Below are 17,466 nucleotides of genomic sequence, written 5' to 3'. Positions count from 1 at the left end.
GCGTGCACGGATGATCGTTACAGACTAGTTCCAAATAACGACATCTGCACCGCACGACGGCGTATGGTCAATCAGGTTTGCCCAAGGGCAGTCGCAGCCTCACTACGCCATCGGCCGCGTCTTCCTGGGTACTGAAGCCCAGGTGCCTGGCCAGTTCCACCATGCCGTGGTTATCGATCAGCGTCTCGCCGACCAGGGCTCCGATACCGCGCTGGCGCCAGTAGTTGATCAGTTTCTGCAACAGTAACCGGCCTAGCCCCAGCCCTTTCATGTCAGAACGCACCACGATGGCGAATTCGGCTTCGAGATTGTCGGGGTCACTGATGGCGCGGGCGACCCCCAGCGTCAGCGGCTTACCATCCTGATCCTGGCTGGTGGCAATGAAGGCCATCTCCCGTTCGTAGTCGATCTGAGTAAAGCGGGCGAGCTGGCTATGCGCTGGCTGCGCGAGCACACCAAAGAAGCGGGCATGGATGTCGTCCGGCTTGAGCGCGGCAAAGAACACCCGGTGCTCGGGTTCATCCTCCGGCCTGATCGGGCGCAGCTGCAGGCGCCTGCCTTGCCAATCCAGCCATTGTTCCTGGTCTTGCGGGTAGGGGCGGATAGCCAGCCTGCTGGTATGGCTACCGCTGGCGGGCACCACGACAATCCGGGCGTCGAGTGCCATCACGCCGTTGGCGTCGGCCAGGAGCGGGTTGATGTCGAGTTCCGCGATTTCCGGCAGCTCGCATAGGAGTTGCGATACCGCCATCAGTACGGCTTCGATCGCTGCATGATCGGCCGGCTTCTGGTCCCGATAGCCCGCCAGCAGGCGGGCGATGCGCGTGCGCGAAATCAACTCACGCGCCAATACCCGATTGAGCGGTGGCAGGCCAATGGCCCGATCGCCGATCACCTCTACCGCCGTGCCCCCCTGGCCAAACAGGATGACCGGTCCAAAGGCCGGGTCGGTACTGGCGCCGATGATCAGTTCAAAGCCCTGGCGGCGGATCATCGGTTGCACGGTGAATCCCGTCAGCCTCGCCGTCGGCTGCAGCTTGCCGATACGAGCCAGCATCCCTTCTGCGGCAGCTTGAGCGGCTTCAGCGGTCAATAGGTCAAGGGCGACGCCACCGACATCGGATTTATGATTGATGTCCGGTGAAAGGATCTTGATCGCCACCGGCAGGCCCAGTTCCTGGCTCATGCTGGCTACTTCGGCTGGCGTGGTGGCAATCCGGGTTGGCGTGGTCGGGATGCCGTAGGCCGCCAGCAACGCCTTGGCTTCGGGCTCATTGAGCAGGGTTCGCCCTTCGGCCTGGGCCGCGGCAATCAGCTTGCGAGCGGCGCTGCGATCGGGAGTGAACTCGCCCGTGGCCGCTGGCGGCGTTTCCAGCAGCAGTTCCTGGTTGTGCCGGTAGTTCACCAACTGCAGGTAAGCCCGGGCAGCTTGCTCCGGGGTATCGTAGGTCGGTATGCCTGCTTCCCGGCACAGTTGGCGAGCGCCGGCGACGGCCTCCCCCCCCAGCCAGCAGGTGAACACGGGCTTTTTGGATGCCTTCAAGGGTTGTATCAGGGCTTCGGCGATTTCCTGGCTTGGGACGATGGCGGTGGGAGCCTGGATAAACAGGATGGCATCGCAGGCGGGCTCGTCCTGCAGTGCATCCATCGTCGCAAGGTAGCGCTCGACCGGTGCATCGCCGATGATGTCGACTGGATTGCCGTGCGACCAGGTGTCGGGCAGGGCCTGGTTAAGCCGTTGCAGGGTTGTTTCGCCGAGATTGGCGAGGATGCCGTCTCCCAGCCCTACGGCATCCGCCGCCAGCACGCCGGCACCGCCGCCGTTGGTCATGATCACCAGTTGCTCGCCCGTCAACGGCCGTGAGCGGGCGAGGGTCTCGGCGGCATCGAACAGGTCCTCGGTGGTGTACACCCGTAACATACCGGCGCGGCGAATCGCGGCGTCGTAGACGGCATCGGCCCCCGCCAGTGCACCCGTGTGGGAGGCCGCAGCCTTGGCCCCTGCGGCAGCCCGGCCGGATTTGACCACCAGGACCGGCTTGTTACGCGCGGCCGCGCGGGCAGCCGACATGAACTTGCGTGCACCGCGTATCGATTCGATATAGAGCAGGATGGCGCCGGTCTTCGGGTCACTGGCGAGATAGTCCAGTACATCCCCGAAATCCACATCGGCACTGTCCCCCAGTGAAATGAAGTGAGAGAACCCGATGCCCTGCGCGTTGGCCCAGTCCAGTACCGCCGTGGTCAACGCACCGGATTGCGAGACAAAGGCCAATTGACCTGTTTGGGCGTTGGCATGGGCGAAGCTCGCGTTGAGGCCGATGCCCGGTACCAGTAGGCCCACGCAATTGGGACCGAGGATGCGCAAGAGATACGGCTTTGCCGCATTCAGCATGGCGTCCATCGCCCGCTCTCCAGAGGGCAGCGTTGCCTGGTTGAGCCCGGCACTGAGCACAATGGCGGCTCGGCAACCCGCCTCACCCAGTTCGGTGATTAGTCCCGGCACGGTGAGCGCCGGTGTGCAGATGACTGCGAGTTCCGGTACTTTGGGCAGACTCTCGATCGTGGGGTAGGCCGGAATACCCATGAGTTCCTTGTACTTGGGATTGACCGGCATGACCTCGCCGCTGAAGCCGCCATGCAGTAGATTGCCCAGGACGGTGGCACCTACGCTGCGGGGGCGGGAGGAGGCGCCGACCAGGGCAACAGACTTGGGCTGGAACAGATGATCAAGATTGCGGACGCTCATGGGCGGCAGGCCTCGTGGGGATATTGAGTTTGATCATAGGCGCTGAAATCGGGGCTGCATTTGATCTGGCGCAGATGAGCGGTCGCATGACGGGACTAGATTCATAGCGGCGGCGTGCGTGGGTATGCGCTGGGGAGCGGACGATGGCGCGCGATGCGATGGTGGAACCCGGCTTGAGTGGCCTGACCGAGGCACAGGCGGCCGAGCGCTTGGACCGCGATGGCCCCAACGAACTTGCCGATGTTGGCAAGGGTGCCCTGTGGCGCATCGTCCGGGAGGTGGTGACCGAACCCATGTTCCTGTTATTGCTGGGCGCGGGTGGCATCTACCTGTTGCTCGGCGATGGTAGGGAGGCGGCGATGCTGCTCGGATTCGTCGTCCTGATCATTGGCATCACCATCTTGCAACAGCAGAGGACGGCGAAAGTCCTGGAGCGGCTACGAGACCTCTCCAGTCCCCGCGCCCTGGTGTTACGGGATGGTCAGGCACGCCGGGTGCCGGGCAGGGAACTGGTAGTAGGTGATGTGGTGCTGCTGGCCGAGGGTGACCGGGTGCCGGCAGACGGTGTGCTGTTGACCAGCAATGAACTGGCGATGGATGAGTCCCTGGTCAGTGGGGAGTCCAATGCAGTCCATAAGCGCATCGCTACGGCGGCTGAGTTGTCGGTACCGGTACCGACCCAGCAAGGTGAAGAGGTCAAGACACCGTGGGTACATGGTGGGTCCATGGTGGTGCAGGGTCAGGGCTGGGCCAGCGTGACTGCCACCGGTCAGGCCAGCCAGCTTGGACGTATCGGGCAGATGGTGGGCGAGATCGATCCGCCGCCCTCACCCTTGCAGCGGGAGACCCGCAGGCTGGTGCAGCGTATCGTCCTGATAGCGTTCGGCGTGTGTACCTTGGCCTTGTTGGTTGATGGCTTTAGCCGTGGAAACTGGCTGGCGGCATTGCTGGGCGCGATTACGCTGGCGATGGCGTTGTTGCCGCAAGAACTGCCGGTCATCCAGACCGTCATGCTGGCCCTTGGGGCGCGCCGCATCGCCGCTCAAGGTGTCTTGACCCGGCGGCTGGACGCAATCGAATCACTCGGTGAGACCACGGTGTTGTGTGTGGACAAAACCGGTACGCTGACGCAGAACCGCCTGTCGGTGCGAGCCTTGTCGGTAGGGGATTCGGTGTTTATGGTAGATGGCGTGGCGCCATTGCCCGAGGCTTTCCACACGCTGCTGGAGTATGTGGTACTGGCCAGCGAGATTGCCCCGCATGACCCGATAGAGCAGGCCTTCCATCTCTATGCCCAGGGAACCCTCGAGGGCACCGAGCATTTGCACGAGGATTGGTCCTTGCGGCAGGAGTATGAGCTGACACCTGCCTTGCTGGCCATGACCCATTCCTGGGCGGCACCTGACAGGGATCATTACACGCTGGCCTGCAAGGGCGCGGCCGAGGCGGTGGCGGATCTGTGTCACTTCGACACCGAACAGATGGTTGCCCTGCGAGCCCAGGTGGCCCGCCTCGCCAGTCAGGGCTTGCGCGTACTGGCGGTGGCTTCGGGTCGCCACACCGGGGATAGCTGGCCCACGCATCAGCATGCGTTCGACTTCAGCTTCCTGGGGTTGATCGGCCTGGCTGATCCGCTACGACCACAAGTGCCCCAGGCGGTGGCAGATTGCCGCAAGGCGGGTATCCGGGTGGTGATGATCACGGGCGACGACCCCGGCACTGCCGCCACCATTGCCAGGCAGGCCGGGATTGCTGCCGATGAGGTCCTGACTGGCAGCGAGCTGTTGACCCTGGATGACACTGCACTCGTCGCCCGCGTGAGTCAGGTCAGTGTATTTGCACGGATTCGGCCAGAACAGAAGCTACGGCTGGTTGAAGCATTCAAGACACGTGGTGAGGTCGTCGCCATGACCGGTGATGGCGTGAACGATGCACCTGCCTTGAAGGCGGCGCACATCGGGGTGGCCATGGGCAAGCGCGGAAGCGACGTGGCCCGCGAAGCCGCCACACTGGTGTTGCTGGAAGATGACTTCACCGCCATCGTGGAGGCGATGCGGCAGGGGCGGCGCATCTATGCCAACCTGCGGCGTGCCGTGGTCTACACCATCGCCATCCATCTGCCCATTATCGGACTGGCGATGGTGCCGCTGATGTTCGGGCTACCCATCCTGCTTGCACCTATCCATGTCATGTTTCTCGAGCTGGTGATCGATCCGGCCTGTTCCCTGGTATTTGAAGCCGAGCCCGCCAGCAAGGATCTGATGCGTCACCCACCACGACGCCGCGCCAGTGCCTTGTTCGATCGCGCCACGATGCTGCAGAGCCTGCTGCAGGGGAGTGCGCTGACGCTGGCAGCGGTGGCGGTCTACCTGCTGGCGCTGGACAGCAGCAATCCTGCCGACGCTGCACGTTCATTGGCGTTTGCCACGCTGGTGCTGGGGAATCTGGGACTATTGTTTGCGGGGCGCCCTTTGAGTCGGCCAACGCCGGTGTTGCTCTGGGTCAGCGTGGGAACCGTGCTGGCCTTGCTCGCTGCCTTGTGCGTACCGCAGCTCGCCCGGGTGTTCCACTTTGCTTCACCACCGTTGGCGCATTGGTTACTCGTCGCCGTGGCGGTACCCGTCGGGGTGATCCAGGCAGTGTGGATGGGCAAGCTGGCGACCTGGCGCAGAGGGTTCAGACCAGCAGCGCCCACAGCGCCATGATGGCTGTACTACTGGCTGCCAGCAGGGGCCATACCACCCGCATGCCAAAGGCCCTGCCGCCGATGCCAAACGCGAGGGCCAGCTTGAAAACCGTGTTGGATAGCAGCGCCAGTACGATCGCGATCAGCACCGGCTCCTCCAACAGCCGCTGTTGATTGAACAGATGCAGGCTGGACAGCGTGATGGCATCGACATCGGTCGCGCCCGATACCAGCGCGACGGCGTAAAGACCCCGATTGCCGGCCTCATGGCTGAGCCAGCTACTGGCCAGCAGGACCAGGCTGTAGAGAAACGCAAAACCCAAGGCGGTCTTGAGTTCGGTTGGATTGCCTGCGGTCCGCGGTCCGCTCGTGCCGTGCTGCTCCCGCAGACCCGGTATTGCCGCCAGCAGGCCGGCGATCAAGCCGCAGCCCAGCATGGTGGCCATTTCCCCTGCGAGTCTCGGTGCCGCAATAGCACCAATGACGGCCAGACGGACCAGCACCGTGAGATTTGCCAGTATGACTACCGTACTGCCGAACGTGGGTTGGTGAGCATCCAGCCTTGCCTGACGAGCATGGATCAAGGTGGTGGCGGTACTCGATACCAGGCCGCCGAATACCCCGGCGATCACCGTACCGGCCCGTTCACCAAACCAACGCAGCGCCAGGTAGCCCGCCAGACCAACGCCCGAGATGAGGACGACCATCAGCCAGGTCTGGTAAGGGTTGAAGGCCTGGTAGGGGCCATATTCCTGATCGGGCAGCAAAGGCAGGATCACCAGGCTCAGCACCGCGAACTGCAGCATGGAGCGCAGGTCGTCCGGACTCAGTCGCCGGGCTATACCGGCCAGCTCAGCCTTGAATTGGAGCAGTACGGTCGCCGCCACGCCGAGCATGACCGCGAGCCCGCGTTCCTCAAACCAACAGAGCGCACCCAGCAGGTAACAGAGCATGAGGGCGACTTCGGTGGTGGTGCCGGGATCGTTATTGTCGGTAGGCTTGAGCAGATAGGCGGCGATGATGGCCAGTGCGACGCACAGCAGGCCCACACCGACCAGCCAGGTTGCCTCCAGCCGTTGGGCCAGCAAGCTGCAGAGTGTGCCCAGCAGGGCGGTCAGTGCAAAGGTACGTAATCCGGCACGTGCCGCCGGGCTGCGCTCCCGCTCCAGACCCATGAGCAGGCCGAGCGCGAGGCTGGTCGCAAAGGCTGCCAGAGGGTGGAAGGCGGAAGGGTCGAACTGGCTGAACAGGCTATCCACGGTCGCGCCCCCTAATACGCTACAGCCAGGAACGGCCGGCGAGGTGACCTCATAGCCAACCCAGGATATGGGGCGCTTTGCGCGGCATGGGTTCAGATTGACTCAAAGGGGTACCGACGATGATGGGCGCAACGGCAGTGTGATCAGCGGGTATGCCGAGTTCGGCCTTCATGACCGGGCTGTTGAGGCCGGCAACGGCTGATCCGATGACACAACTTCCCAGGCCGATCGCAGCGGCGGCCAGCATCAGGTTTTCAGCCGCGAGCCAGCAGTCGGCTTCGACAAACGGCCCCTGCCGAACGCTGCAGATGACGATCAAGGTCGGCGCATTGTAGAAGATATTGAAGTCCGGCTGGCCGAACAGTTCCAGCAGATGCCGGCGTTCTGGACCGGAGGTTGGTGTCTCCGCGATCACCTGTTGTTTTGAGATCGTGGAGAGCCGCTTCAACAATGCCGGCGATTGGATGATCAGGAAGGACCAGGGCTCGCCATGGAGGGCCGTTGGTGCCAGGACGGCGGCATCCATCAGCCACTGCAGGGTGCTCTGATCGGGTGGTGTCTTGTTATAGGCGCGCACCGAGCGGCGTGACCGGATCGCATCCAGGGTGTTGAGCATGTCCGGGCTGGGTATCACGGTCACTCCAGGGGTTGGCCGGCTGGGGCTTAATGAGACATCAGTACAGGCAGGGTCATGCTGGCGAGCATGGTGCGGCTTGCGCCACCCATGGCCAGCTCACGTAGGCGGGAGTGGCCGTATAGGCCCATCACGATCAGATCCACGCCCTTGTCGGCGCTCCAGGACAGCAGTACCTCGCCGATATCACGGCTGAAAGCCGTCTCCCGCACCACATTGACCTTGATGTCATGCCGTGCCAGGAAGAGTGCGATATCGGCGCCCGGTTGCTCACCGTGTTCCTTGGGGCCGATCTCCGGGCTGATGGTCAGTACCGTGACCTTCTCAGCACGTCGCAGCAGGGGAATGGCATCGGTCAGCGCACGTGTGGCTTCCCGGCTACCGTTCCAGGCAACGACCACATGCTTGCCTACGGCCTGGAAGTCGCCCGTATAGGGGAACATGAGAACTGGCCGGCCAGAGGCCAACCCGACTGACTCCGGCAGGTTGGCCGGCAGACCATCCACCGGGTTACCTGGATCGGTTTGGCCCAGAATCACCAGGTCATGGTAGCGGGCGCAAAGATTGATGGCCTCGACGGGTCGACTGATGATCTGCTGCCACTCGCTGCGTTCCCGATAGGTGTGGGTGATCTGCTCGAACTTGGCGCGGGCGCTCTCTGCATCGCGCTCGATTTCCTCGTTGATCGAATAGAACACTTCGGCTGCGGCGGGGTAGGGGCCGACCAGCGCAATATTGGGAGAGGGCGCCACAAACAGGCCGGTCAGGTGGGCATCGTAGGCCTCGGCCAGTTGCAGGGCGAAGCGAACCCGTGCCGTGCTGCGCAGGCTGCTGTCTACATGGACCAGAATGTTGCGGTAGCTCATGATCTACTCCTCTGTTATGGGTGCTGGGTACGATATTTTCATGTTGATTCAGTTACTTGTGGCTTGATGTTAATCAAGCTGGTTGCAGGTTGGCGTGGGTTGAGTCAGCGGTAACTGACCATCTCCTCAAGCGGGCGGCGACGCTTGGGGGCAGGGATCACGGCGCGGTAACCGAAGGCGATCGGCAGGGCGATACAGAAGCGGGCGGTATCGACTTCCAGGGCGTGCTCGACGGCAGGCGCATTGAAGTCCCAGATCGGGCAGCTATCTATCTCTGCCGCTGCGGCAGCCAGCATCATATTGGCTGCGGCGACGTGACATTGGGCTGTGCTCCAGGCCGCAATGTCGCGACCTTCCACCATATGCGCATAGCGCCGCTCCAGGTTCTCCAGCAGTGCGGCACCGTCAAACCCACGTTGCAGCATCTCCTTGCAGTAATAGCTGCCTGGTCTCAGGTCAACGGTACGAGCAAGTATCACGACTACGGTACTGCAACTGGTGAGTTGGGGTTGCCCCCCACAGGCATGCTGGAGTGCGGTCTTGGTGTCGTCGTCGGTGACAACAATGAAATGCCAGGGTTCGATGCCCATGGCTGAGGGCGACAGCCGACCGGCTTCCAGTATCTGTTCCAGTTGTGGTGGTGGCAGGGTCTGGTTGGACAGGAACAGCTGACAGGAATCCCGATAGTTCAGCACTTCCAGCATGGGGTTCTGCATGTCTCTATCCTCCATCGTCATCGTTCGGGCGGGCTTGCCCATATCGCCAACACTAGGCTTCTCTGGCTCGGTGGCGTTGATGTAGATCAAGGGAGTAGAGCGACGATCCCACCGTTCGTCTCTTGATGCAGGTCAAGGCTGCGCGCTCGCGCGGGGCCGATACTGGTCCCGTCAAAAGGTGGCGTATCAAGGGGCTGCAATGAGCATACGACTGCAATTTCTCGGGGGCACCGGCACGGTGACGGGCTCCAAGTATTTGCTGGAAGCCGAAGGTATGCGGCTGCTGATCGATTGTGGCCTGTTCCAGGGTTACAAATTGCTGCGGCTACGTAATTGGTCACCGCTACCCGTAGACCCGGCCACCATTGATGCAGTCGTTCTCACGCACGCCCATCTGGACCATAGTGGCTATCTTCCGCTGCTGGTACGAGATGGTTATCGGGGCCCTGTGTATTGCACGGCGGCCACACGGGAATTATGCGAAGTCCTGTTGCCGGACAGTGGTCGCCTGCAGGAGGAGGAGGCCGAGTACGCCAACCGCAAGCACTCTTCCAAGCATTCTCCCGCCATGCCGCTGTACTCCGAGGCAGATGCGCTGGCCTGCCTAGAACAGTTCAAGGATTGTCCCTTCGATCAGGAGATCCGCCTGGGGCAGGACGTCACCATACGGCTTTGGCCTGCAGGGCATATCCTTGGCGCGGCGATAGTCGAGCTCAATATCAAGGGCCGGCGCATTGTGTTTTCCGGTGATCTGGGACGCCCGCACGACAAGGTAATGAAGGCGCCGGTCGCCATCAGCCAGGCTGATTGGTTACTGGTTGAATCCACCTACGGTGATCGGTTGCACGAGCAGGAAGACCCGCGCGTCAAGTTGGGGCAGATTATCCGCCGCACCGTGGCGCAGAGCGGCGTGGTACTGATCCCGACGTTTGCCGTCGGACGCGCGCAAAGCCTGCTGTACCTGATACACCAGTTGCAGGCCTCGGGCGAGATTCCCAAGGTGCCGGTGTTTCTCAATAGCCCGATGGCGATCGATGCAACCGAGATTTTTCTGCGCCATCAAGGTGAGCACCGACTGAACCAGGCGCAGTGCGAGGCGATGTGTCGGGGGGCTGCGATGGTGCATAGCGCAGAGGATTCGATCGCCCTCAACAAGCGGCACGGCCCCATGATTATCCTGGCCGCCAGCGGCATGGCAACGGGTGGACGGGTGTTGCATCACCTCAAGGCTTTTGCGCCGGACCCGCGCAATACCATCGTGTTCTCGGGTTTTCAGGCCGGGGGCACGCGAGGAGCCGCCATCCTGGGTGGCGCGTCGCACATCCGCATCTTTGGTGAAGAAGTTCCCATCCGCGCCAGCGTGGAAAGCCTGCCCAACTTCTCTGCCCATGCCGATGGCAGCGAGATCGTGAACTGGTTGCGCGGATTCCGTTCACCCCCGAGGCAGACCTTCATCACCCACGGTGAGCCGAATGCGGCCGATACCCTGCGCCGACGTATTGCCGACGAACTCGGCTGGAACGTTTGTGTGCCCGACTATCTGCAGTCCATCGACCTTGACGCATGATCAGCCCTCAGTCCTTGTTGCGATTCAAACCACTGGGTATCGATGCGGCCAGTGAGCATATGGTCTACATGAACCCCGGTTGCCATGTCTGTCGCTCGGAAGGTTTTGCAGCCCAGACCCGGCTGGTCGTGAGCGCCAACGGGCGTAGCCTGATTGCCACGCTCAATACCGTACGCAGTGGTTTGCTCGATATCGACCAGGCGTCGGTCAGCGTGGCGGCGCAGCGAGAACTGGGCTTGCGGGCCAATGACCTGCTGCAGTTCTCCCATGTGCCGGTACTGCAGTCCGAAAGCTTCCTGCGCGCCAAAATCTATGGTGAAAGACTGACGGCTGAGCAACTCTCCGCCATCGTCGGCGATATCGCGCAGGGTCGTTTGTCCGACCTGCACCTTGCTGCCTTTGTTGCGGCTTGCGCCGGCGAGCGACTGGATCTGGACGAGACCGTGGCGATGACGCGCGCCATGGTGGCGGCCGGCGAGCGCTTGCAATGGCACCGCTATCCGGTCGTGGACAAACACTGTGTCGGCGGGCTGCCGGGTAACCGCACCACACCGATCGTCGTCGCCATCGTGACCGCCGGCGGCCTCTTGATGCCGAAGACCTCGTCCAGGGCGATCACTTCACCTGCGGGTACGGCCGATACCATGGAAGTGCTGGCACCCGTGAATCTCGATCTGGCCGCCATCCGCCGTGTGGTGGACCGAACAGGTGGCTGCGTTGTCTGGGGGGGCGCCATGCAGTTGAGCCCGGCAGACGACATGCTGATCCGTATTGAGCGTCCCCTGGATCTGGACAGCGATGGTCAATTGGTCGCTTCCATTCTCTCCAAGAAGCTGGCCGCGGGCTCCAATCGTGTCCTGATCGATCTCCCGATCGGCCCGTCGGCCAAGGTGCGCGATGTGCAGACTGCGGCGCGGCTCGCCACCCGGTTGGTGGCGGCTGGACAGCGGCTGGATATCGACGTGCGCATCGAAACCACGGATGGCACGCAACCCGTTGGCCGCGGCGTTGGCCCCGCCCTCGAAGCGCGCGATGTATTGCAGGTGCTGACACTAGACCCCTTGGCACCCTCTGACCTTCGCCAGCGTGCGCTGGTACTGGCGGGCAGGGTGCTGGAGATGGGTGGCGTAGCCGTGGAAGGGCAGGGTCTGGCGCAAGCGACCGCGCTACTCGATAGCCGCAAGGCCTGGCATCAGTTCGAACTGATCTGTGAGGCACAAGGGGGCTTACGGCATGTTCCGGCCGCACCATTGACCGAGCCGATACTGGCCGGGCATCACGGCCGCATCGTGACAATCGATAACCGGATGCTCGCGCGGATTGCGAAGCTGGCCGGTGCGCCGCAATCCAAGGCAGCCGGGCTGGACTTGCACGTCCGCCTGGGGGATGTGGTCGAAGCGGGCCAACCGCTTTTTACCATCCACGCCGAGGCGCCCGGTGAGCTGCAATATGCACTCGCCTATGCTAACGAGCACCGTCATGTCATGGCACTGGAGGTGTGAGATGGTTACCCAGCTGAACAAGCAAATCGTGTTGCTGACCTTTCCCGGCAATGAGGTGACTGGGGCTGCGCTGGCGATGCGGTGGGGTGCACTGGTGCAGCCGGTCAAGTTGCATCGGTTTCCAGATGGGGAGACGCTGGTCACCGTTCCGACCGATCTCGACGGCCGTAGCGTGGTACTGGTCTGCAGTCTGGATCGCCCCGATGCCAAGCTCGCTCCGCTCTTGTTTGCGGCCGATGCGGCCCGCGAGCTGGGTGCCTGGCAGGTTGGCCTGGTCGCCCCCTATCTGGCCTATATGCGGCAAGACGTCCGCTTTGAGCCGGGGCAGGCTATCAGCTCGCGCACCTTTGGTCGCGTGCTGTCGCAGCAATTCGATTTCATGATGACCGTGGACCCACATCTGCATCGATATGCGGACCTCGGCGAGATCTACAACATACCTACCTACAAAGTAACCGCCGCGCCGGCGATTGCCGACTGGATCAAGGCCAAGATCGAGCGTCCCTTGCTTGTCGGGCCCGACAGCGAAAGCGAGCAATGGACGGCAGCGGTCGCAGACCGGCTGGATGCACCGTATATCGTGCTCGACAAGATCCGGCATGGTGACCGCGAAGTCGAAGTATCGGTACCGAACATCGATGCCTGGCGCGACCATACTCCGGTCCTACTTGACGACATCCTCTCCACGGCGAGGACCATGATTGCAGCGGTAGTGCGCCTGCGCCAAACCGGCCTGCCACCCCCCATCTGCATTGCTGTCCACCCGATTCTGACCGGGGATGCACTGGCCGATCTGCAGGCAGCAGGAGCCGCGAGGATCGTGAGTTGCAATACCATCAGCCACCCGACCAACGCGATCGATGTCACGCCTCTGCTGGCGGATGCGCTCTGGCCGGTTGCGCACTTGCAGGGGCAATAAGCAGGTTCCGATGGATCGTCCGGCTTGCCCGCCAGAGTCAGCCGCCAAGGAGTTTTATATGGTCAAGACCGTTGATGTCATCCAGTCCGCAGAGCAGGAGTCTGATAACGGCGCGCCGTTCCAGGGACTGATCCATTACGAACGACAGTTGCCCATACGGCAGGTGTCCTACTACCTTTGTGGCGAACTGAAGGAGCCCCAGTTCTACACTGAGCTGTTCTATACCTTGCGCACAGCGAGCGAGACCGATGTGATCTTCCTGCACCTCAATTCCAATGGTGGGGATTTCGATACAGGTTTGCAGATCATCAACAATATGATGGCCTCGGCAGCGCATGTGATCACGGTGCTGGAAGCGCGCGCCTACTCGATGGCTGCCTTTATCTTCCTGGCGGGAGATGAGTTGGTGGTACATGACAACTGCCAGTTGATGTTCCATATCTATTCCGGCAGTTTTGTCGGCAAAGGCAATGAGCAGCAGGCGCAGGTCATTGCGTTCAGCAACTGGTTCGAGAAAGTCATGAGCCGACTGTGCACGCCCTTTCTCTCGTTGGCCGAGATCGGCAAGGTGCTCAAGGGCAGTGATCTATGGATGGACTCTGACGAAATACGGCGCCGCCTTGACAAGGCGCAACGCGCGCCGAGCCATCCGACGCCCGTCGGTAAGCGTCGTTCTGCCAAGGCAGATACGAACCCATGAAGCGATAAGCAAGCGATGCATCGCGTGAGCTCGCTTTGATAATCATCAAAGGGGATGGCCCGCCTCAGGGGTATTTTTAACTTGACGCCGCGTGAACTAACCTCGGCGCCAAGTCGCCCGGTAGTCTCACCGGGTAGCGTAATTCATCCTTGCTGGAGGTGCATGATGTCCCATCTTACCGTGACTGATCCCATCACCAATCGTATGAACCGGTTGCTGCAGAATTTCTGGCACCCGGCATCCAACGAGCTGTTCCGCAACGATTTCCTGCGCAACGAGGGTGCGCTAGACATGAAGCTCGATGTATCGCAGGACGAGAGTAACTACATCATTCGCGCCGATATCCCCGGCGTGAAAAAGGAAGACATCCATATCGACGTGGACGGCAAGCTGGTGAGCATCTCGGCCGAGGTCAACAAACAAAACGAAGAAAAGAAGGGCGAGGCCGTCGTCTATACCGAGCGTTATCAAGGTAAGGTGTTTCGCAGCTTCCGTCTGGATACCGATGTCGACCAGAGCAAGGCCCTGGCCCAGTACAAGGATGGCGTGCTGGAGCTACGGTTGCCCAAGGTGACCCAGGTCAGTACCAAGCGGATCACCGTCTCCTGAGCGCGCTGGCGGAGGCTGCCAGCATGCTGGCCATGCAATCCCTGGCGGCGGGTGAGCCACTTCAAGCGACTAGCCTGCCCATTCCGGTACCCGGCATGGGCCAGTTGCTGATCAGGGTGCATGCTTGCGGCGTGTGCCGTACCGATCTGCATGTGGTGGATGGCGAGCTACCGCAGTGCCGCCACCCTGTGACGCCCGGGCATGAGGTGGTTGGCACGGTGACAGCCCTTGGGGGGGCTGTATCAGGTTTCCAACCAGGTGAGCGAGTCGGTGTTCCCTGGTTGGGCTTCAGCTGTGGCGCTTGTCCGCATTGCCGGGCCGGTCGGGAAAACCTTTGCGACAACGCCTTGTTCCACGGCTGCAGTTTGCCCGGGGGCTACGCAGAGTATGTCTTGGCAGATGCCCGTTATGTGTTCCATTTGCCTGATCAATACAGCGATGCGGAGGCGGCCCCACTGCTTTGTGCCGGACTCATCGGTTATCGAGCACTCAAGCAGGCTGGCAACGCCAGTCGCCTGGGCATTTTCGGTTTTGGTGCTGCGGCGCATATCGTGACCCAGCTTGCCCGCTATCAGGGGCGCGAGGTCTATGCCTTTACGCGCCCGGATGACACCGCTGCACAGCAGTTCGCCCTGCAAATCGGCGCCAGTTGGGCGGGATCGAGCGACGAGCGTGCGCCGGTTGAGCTCGACGCGGTGTTGATATTCGCACCCGTCGGCAGCCTTGTACCTGCCGCCTTGGCTCAGGTGCGCAAAGGTGGCAGTGTCGTCTGCGCCGGCATACATATGAGCGATATTCCCGGCTTTCCCTATTCACTGCTGTGGGGGGAGCGACGGCTGCTATCCGTCGCTAACCTGACACGTGCAGACGGGCTGGAATTTCTGGAACTTGCGCCCAAGGTGCCGGTACAGGTTCATACCGTTACCTACCCGCTGAGGGATGCCAATGTCGCGCTGGAGGATTTGCGCCATGGCCGCTTGAGTGGGGGGGCGGTCTTGCTGTGCGGGAACACCACGTCAGTACCGCCTCCCCGTGAGCCTCAATAGAAATACCGCGTGCGTTGCGCTTCTTCGCTGTTGGGATATTGCTTGTGCAAGAGCTGGAAGGCCTGCTTGGAGGTTGGCGTATCGCGCATACCGTAGCGCGAGGCATAAACCAGCTTTTCCAGGATCGCCGGTCCCTCGGCAAACTTGGGCTGCTTGCGCATCCAGGGCAGGATCTGCTGGCCCATCCAGGTGGTACTGTTGACCTTGCTCAGGGTGAGCAGGGCCGCTTGTTGCTTGGCCTGCTGCTCTGCATTATGGAAGGCCGGTGTCCCGCCCCAATGCATGCCGGACCAGGTCTCCTTCCGTACCGGACCGGTAAAGCTGGTCCGGGTGTAGTAGTCGTCGCTGGTATTGATGACCGCGATCTGCTTGAGCAGCATCAGGCGAGCGATCTCGAACCGTGCTGCCTCCGGCGAAGTGGCCTTGGCGACGGCTTCACTGGTCAGTGCTAGTGGTGCCCAGACCTTGATGGCAGCCTGCTCCAGCACCGGGTCGGGCAGGAAGCTCGCCCACAGCAGCGCCTGCGTAGCGAGCAGCCGCTGGGCCGATACCGGGAGCTTGCTATCCTGCGCCAGCTCCAGCAGTTCCTGGCCATCGAGCCGCTGGGTCAACCAGGTGAGGGTTTCGTCGTCGATGAAGTCTTCCGGTTTCTCCGGAGAGAAGCTCGCGTAGGCATCACCCATATAGTCACGACCCAGCGCCGTGCGTACCAGATGCTGGCCCACCTGTTTCAGCGATGGTGCGGCCAGCATCTCCAGTTGGTCGAATGCCTGCCGGGTGCCGAGCGATGCCGTCTTGCGCTGAGGCGCGACGGCAGCCAGCTCGCTACGTGCGGCAGGGTAATCCTGGCGGCACAGGGCCAGCCGGGTACGTTGCCAGGCAAAGTGCAGATACAGCGGGTGGTCCGGTTTGTATTCGCGGCTAGCCTTGATCAGCTCGTCGAGCTGGGCCGGGGTATAGCCACCGTTCTTGCCGTCGGCGCTTTTCGGCACCGCTGTCATCAAGGCGCTGGCCAGCCAGACCGGGCTGCGGCTTTGCTGCCAGTTGGTCAGCATGCGCTGCGGTAGTTGTTCGGTTTCGGCTTCGGACGCATATTCGCTGCCGACGCTGCGGGTGGCATACAGCCAGTCGTCCCGGTAGATGGCGCCGTCGAGTATCGCCCACATCCAACGGGTACTGGCGACCCAGCTGTCGATGTCCGCCACCGGCTCTTTCGCATCCATCTGTTGCCAAAGTCCCAGATAGACCCCTTTGGGATCGAAGCGGGTCGTAAGCGCGTCGTACAGCCCGCGTGCGGCCTCCTTCACGTCTTCATCCTTGGCGTCTGCCGCCACGGCCTTGAGACGGACCGCCATCGCATGCTTGGGCCACTCGGCCGCATCCGCGACCAGGTTCTTGTAGTCAGCCGGCTCGCGTACATTCTGCCGCCACCAGCTACGTACGATCAGATAGCCTGCCCATTCATGCCAGGCCGATGTCTTGTCCTTGGCAATGGCCTCGAAGGCCTGGCCGGCTTCTTCCAGCTTATCCTGGTAGAACAGCATGGCAGCAAGCTGATAGGCACGGTCCTGCTCCAGCCACTTGGGGGCCTTGGCCGGCAGGGGCGGCATGGGGATCAAGGGCTGGTTCTTGTCGCAGGCCGAGAAGACGCTGTCCTGGCTGCTGACCCAGAGCCTGACCCAGTCACCCTCCTTGCCGTGCGCCTGCTGGCGCTGCGCCAGGGTTTTGGCGGCCAGTTCGAAGGCGCCTGGCTGGCAGTTGTCGATATAGGCATAGCCCGATCGCTCCAGCCAGCCGGGTGAGGGCGGCTGGGTCGGGTTGGCCAGGCCAAACTGCTTGCGGGCGGTGATCCAGGCCTGAGTGCCATATTCGACGGTGCTCGCTGGCGCACTATCCACCCCCGAAGGGTTGCGTGGCTGTAGCAGGGCGGCGAGGTTGGCATCGGAGGCGGGCTTCAAGCCCTTCGCCTGGCGGTAGGCCAGCATCAGGTAGCTGCGGTCATAGCTGGGCCAGAGTACGCCCAGCTGCCCCTTCAGAAAGCCCGGCATGGCGTCCGGCTCCGGCTGCACATGAGAGGTGCCGACGCGGCGGTCATAACCGTCGCCGCCGCCCGATGCCTGAGCCGGTGCCTGGCTGAACAATGTGGCCAGCAGGAGGGCGATGGGCAGCATCCCGGTGCTGGCGCGGTGCTCCAAGAACATGATGTTTTCCTC

Annotated in this window: 13 protein-coding genes; 7 read left to right on the top strand and 6 right to left on the bottom strand. The window is 62.2% G+C overall.

Annotation, left to right across the window (positions count from 1 at the left end; genetic code table 11):
- Nucleotides 1-67 precede the first annotated feature (67 nt).
- Nucleotides 68-2,749 carry a bifunctional acetate--CoA ligase family protein/GNAT family N-acetyltransferase gene (locus tag ACYVHK_RS11190; RefSeq protein ID WP_460531421.1) on the bottom strand — a complete coding sequence of 894 codons (2,682 nt, stop codon included), beginning with the start codon at nucleotides 2,747-2,749 and terminating at the stop codon, nucleotides 68-70.
- Nucleotides 2,750-2,892: 143 nt separating this feature from the next.
- Here ACYVHK_RS11190 and ACYVHK_RS11185 point away from each other — a divergent pair, with 143 nt between their 5' ends.
- On the top strand, nucleotides 2,893-5,454 hold the full coding sequence (locus ACYVHK_RS11185; protein ID WP_460531417.1) for a cation-translocating P-type ATPase: 2,562 nt from the start codon (nucleotides 2,893-2,895) through the stop codon (nucleotides 5,452-5,454).
- Here ACYVHK_RS11185 and ACYVHK_RS11180 read toward each other — a convergent pair.
- From ACYVHK_RS11180 to ACYVHK_RS11165, 4 genes are all read right to left on the bottom strand, one after another.
- On the bottom strand, nucleotides 5,426-6,694 hold the full coding sequence (locus ACYVHK_RS11180; protein ID WP_460531414.1) for an MgtC/SapB family protein: 1,269 nt from the start codon (nucleotides 6,692-6,694) through the stop codon (nucleotides 5,426-5,428). The genes ACYVHK_RS11185 and ACYVHK_RS11180 overlap by 29 nt on opposite strands.
- A 49-nt stretch (nucleotides 6,695-6,743) precedes the next feature.
- Nucleotides 6,744-7,328, bottom strand: coding sequence for a nitroreductase family protein (locus ACYVHK_RS11175; RefSeq protein WP_460531411.1), 585 nt, complete (start codon nucleotides 7,326-7,328; stop codon nucleotides 6,744-6,746).
- A 29-nt stretch (nucleotides 7,329-7,357) separates the two neighbouring features.
- Nucleotides 7,358-8,194, bottom strand: coding sequence for a universal stress protein (locus tag ACYVHK_RS11170; protein WP_460531408.1), 837 nt, complete (start codon nucleotides 8,192-8,194; stop codon nucleotides 7,358-7,360).
- Nucleotides 8,195-8,298: 104 nt separating this feature from the next.
- Nucleotides 8,299-8,910 (bottom strand): NAD(P)H-dependent oxidoreductase, encoded by a 612-nt coding sequence (locus ACYVHK_RS11165; RefSeq protein WP_460531405.1) that lies wholly within the window; start codon nucleotides 8,908-8,910, stop codon nucleotides 8,299-8,301.
- A gap of 199 nt (nucleotides 8,911-9,109) precedes the next feature.
- Between ACYVHK_RS11165 and ACYVHK_RS11160 the strand changes: the two genes are divergently transcribed.
- The 6 genes from ACYVHK_RS11160 to ACYVHK_RS11135 all read left to right on the top strand — a co-directional run bounded on the left by ACYVHK_RS11160 (nucleotide 9,110) and on the right by ACYVHK_RS11135 (nucleotide 15,253).
- Nucleotides 9,110-10,477, top strand: a complete 1,368-nt coding sequence (locus ACYVHK_RS11160) for an MBL fold metallo-hydrolase RNA specificity domain-containing protein (protein ID WP_460531402.1) — start codon at nucleotides 9,110-9,112, stop codon at nucleotides 10,475-10,477.
- The gene (locus ACYVHK_RS11155) at nucleotides 10,474-11,979 is read left to right on the top strand and encodes a thymidine phosphorylase family protein (RefSeq protein WP_460531399.1); all 1,506 of its coding nucleotides are present in this window, start codon (nucleotides 10,474-10,476) and stop codon (nucleotides 11,977-11,979) included. The genes ACYVHK_RS11160 and ACYVHK_RS11155 overlap by 4 nt, the downstream gene beginning before the upstream one ends.
- 1 nt (nucleotide 11,980) lies before the next feature.
- Nucleotides 11,981-12,898 (top strand): ribose-phosphate pyrophosphokinase, encoded by a 918-nt coding sequence (locus tag ACYVHK_RS11150; RefSeq protein WP_460531396.1) that lies wholly within the window; start codon nucleotides 11,981-11,983, stop codon nucleotides 12,896-12,898.
- 58 nt (nucleotides 12,899-12,956) lie between these two features.
- Nucleotides 12,957-13,598 (top strand): Clp protease ClpP, encoded by a 642-nt coding sequence (locus ACYVHK_RS11145; RefSeq protein WP_460531393.1) that lies wholly within the window; start codon nucleotides 12,957-12,959, stop codon nucleotides 13,596-13,598.
- A gap of 165 nt (nucleotides 13,599-13,763) precedes the next feature.
- Nucleotides 13,764-14,207, top strand: coding sequence for an Hsp20/alpha crystallin family protein (locus ACYVHK_RS11140; protein ID WP_460531390.1), 444 nt, complete (start codon nucleotides 13,764-13,766; stop codon nucleotides 14,205-14,207).
- 23 nt (nucleotides 14,208-14,230) lie between these two features.
- Nucleotides 14,231-15,253: a zinc-dependent alcohol dehydrogenase family protein gene (locus tag ACYVHK_RS11135; RefSeq protein WP_460531387.1), complete on the top strand. Its 1,023-nt coding sequence runs from the start codon at nucleotides 14,231-14,233 to the stop codon at nucleotides 15,251-15,253.
- Here the strand turns inward: ACYVHK_RS11135 and ACYVHK_RS11130 are convergent.
- Nucleotides 15,247-17,454 (bottom strand): hypothetical protein, encoded by a 2,208-nt coding sequence (locus tag ACYVHK_RS11130; protein ID WP_460531384.1) that lies wholly within the window; start codon nucleotides 17,452-17,454, stop codon nucleotides 15,247-15,249. The two genes, ACYVHK_RS11135 and ACYVHK_RS11130, sit on opposite strands and share 7 nt — an antisense overlap.
- Nucleotides 17,455-17,466 lie beyond the last annotated feature (12 nt).

Source organism: Chitinimonas naiadis (assembly GCF_054780835.1).
The sequence above is the reverse complement of the archived record's forward strand: the minus strand, read 5'-3'. Positions and strand labels throughout refer to the sequence as shown.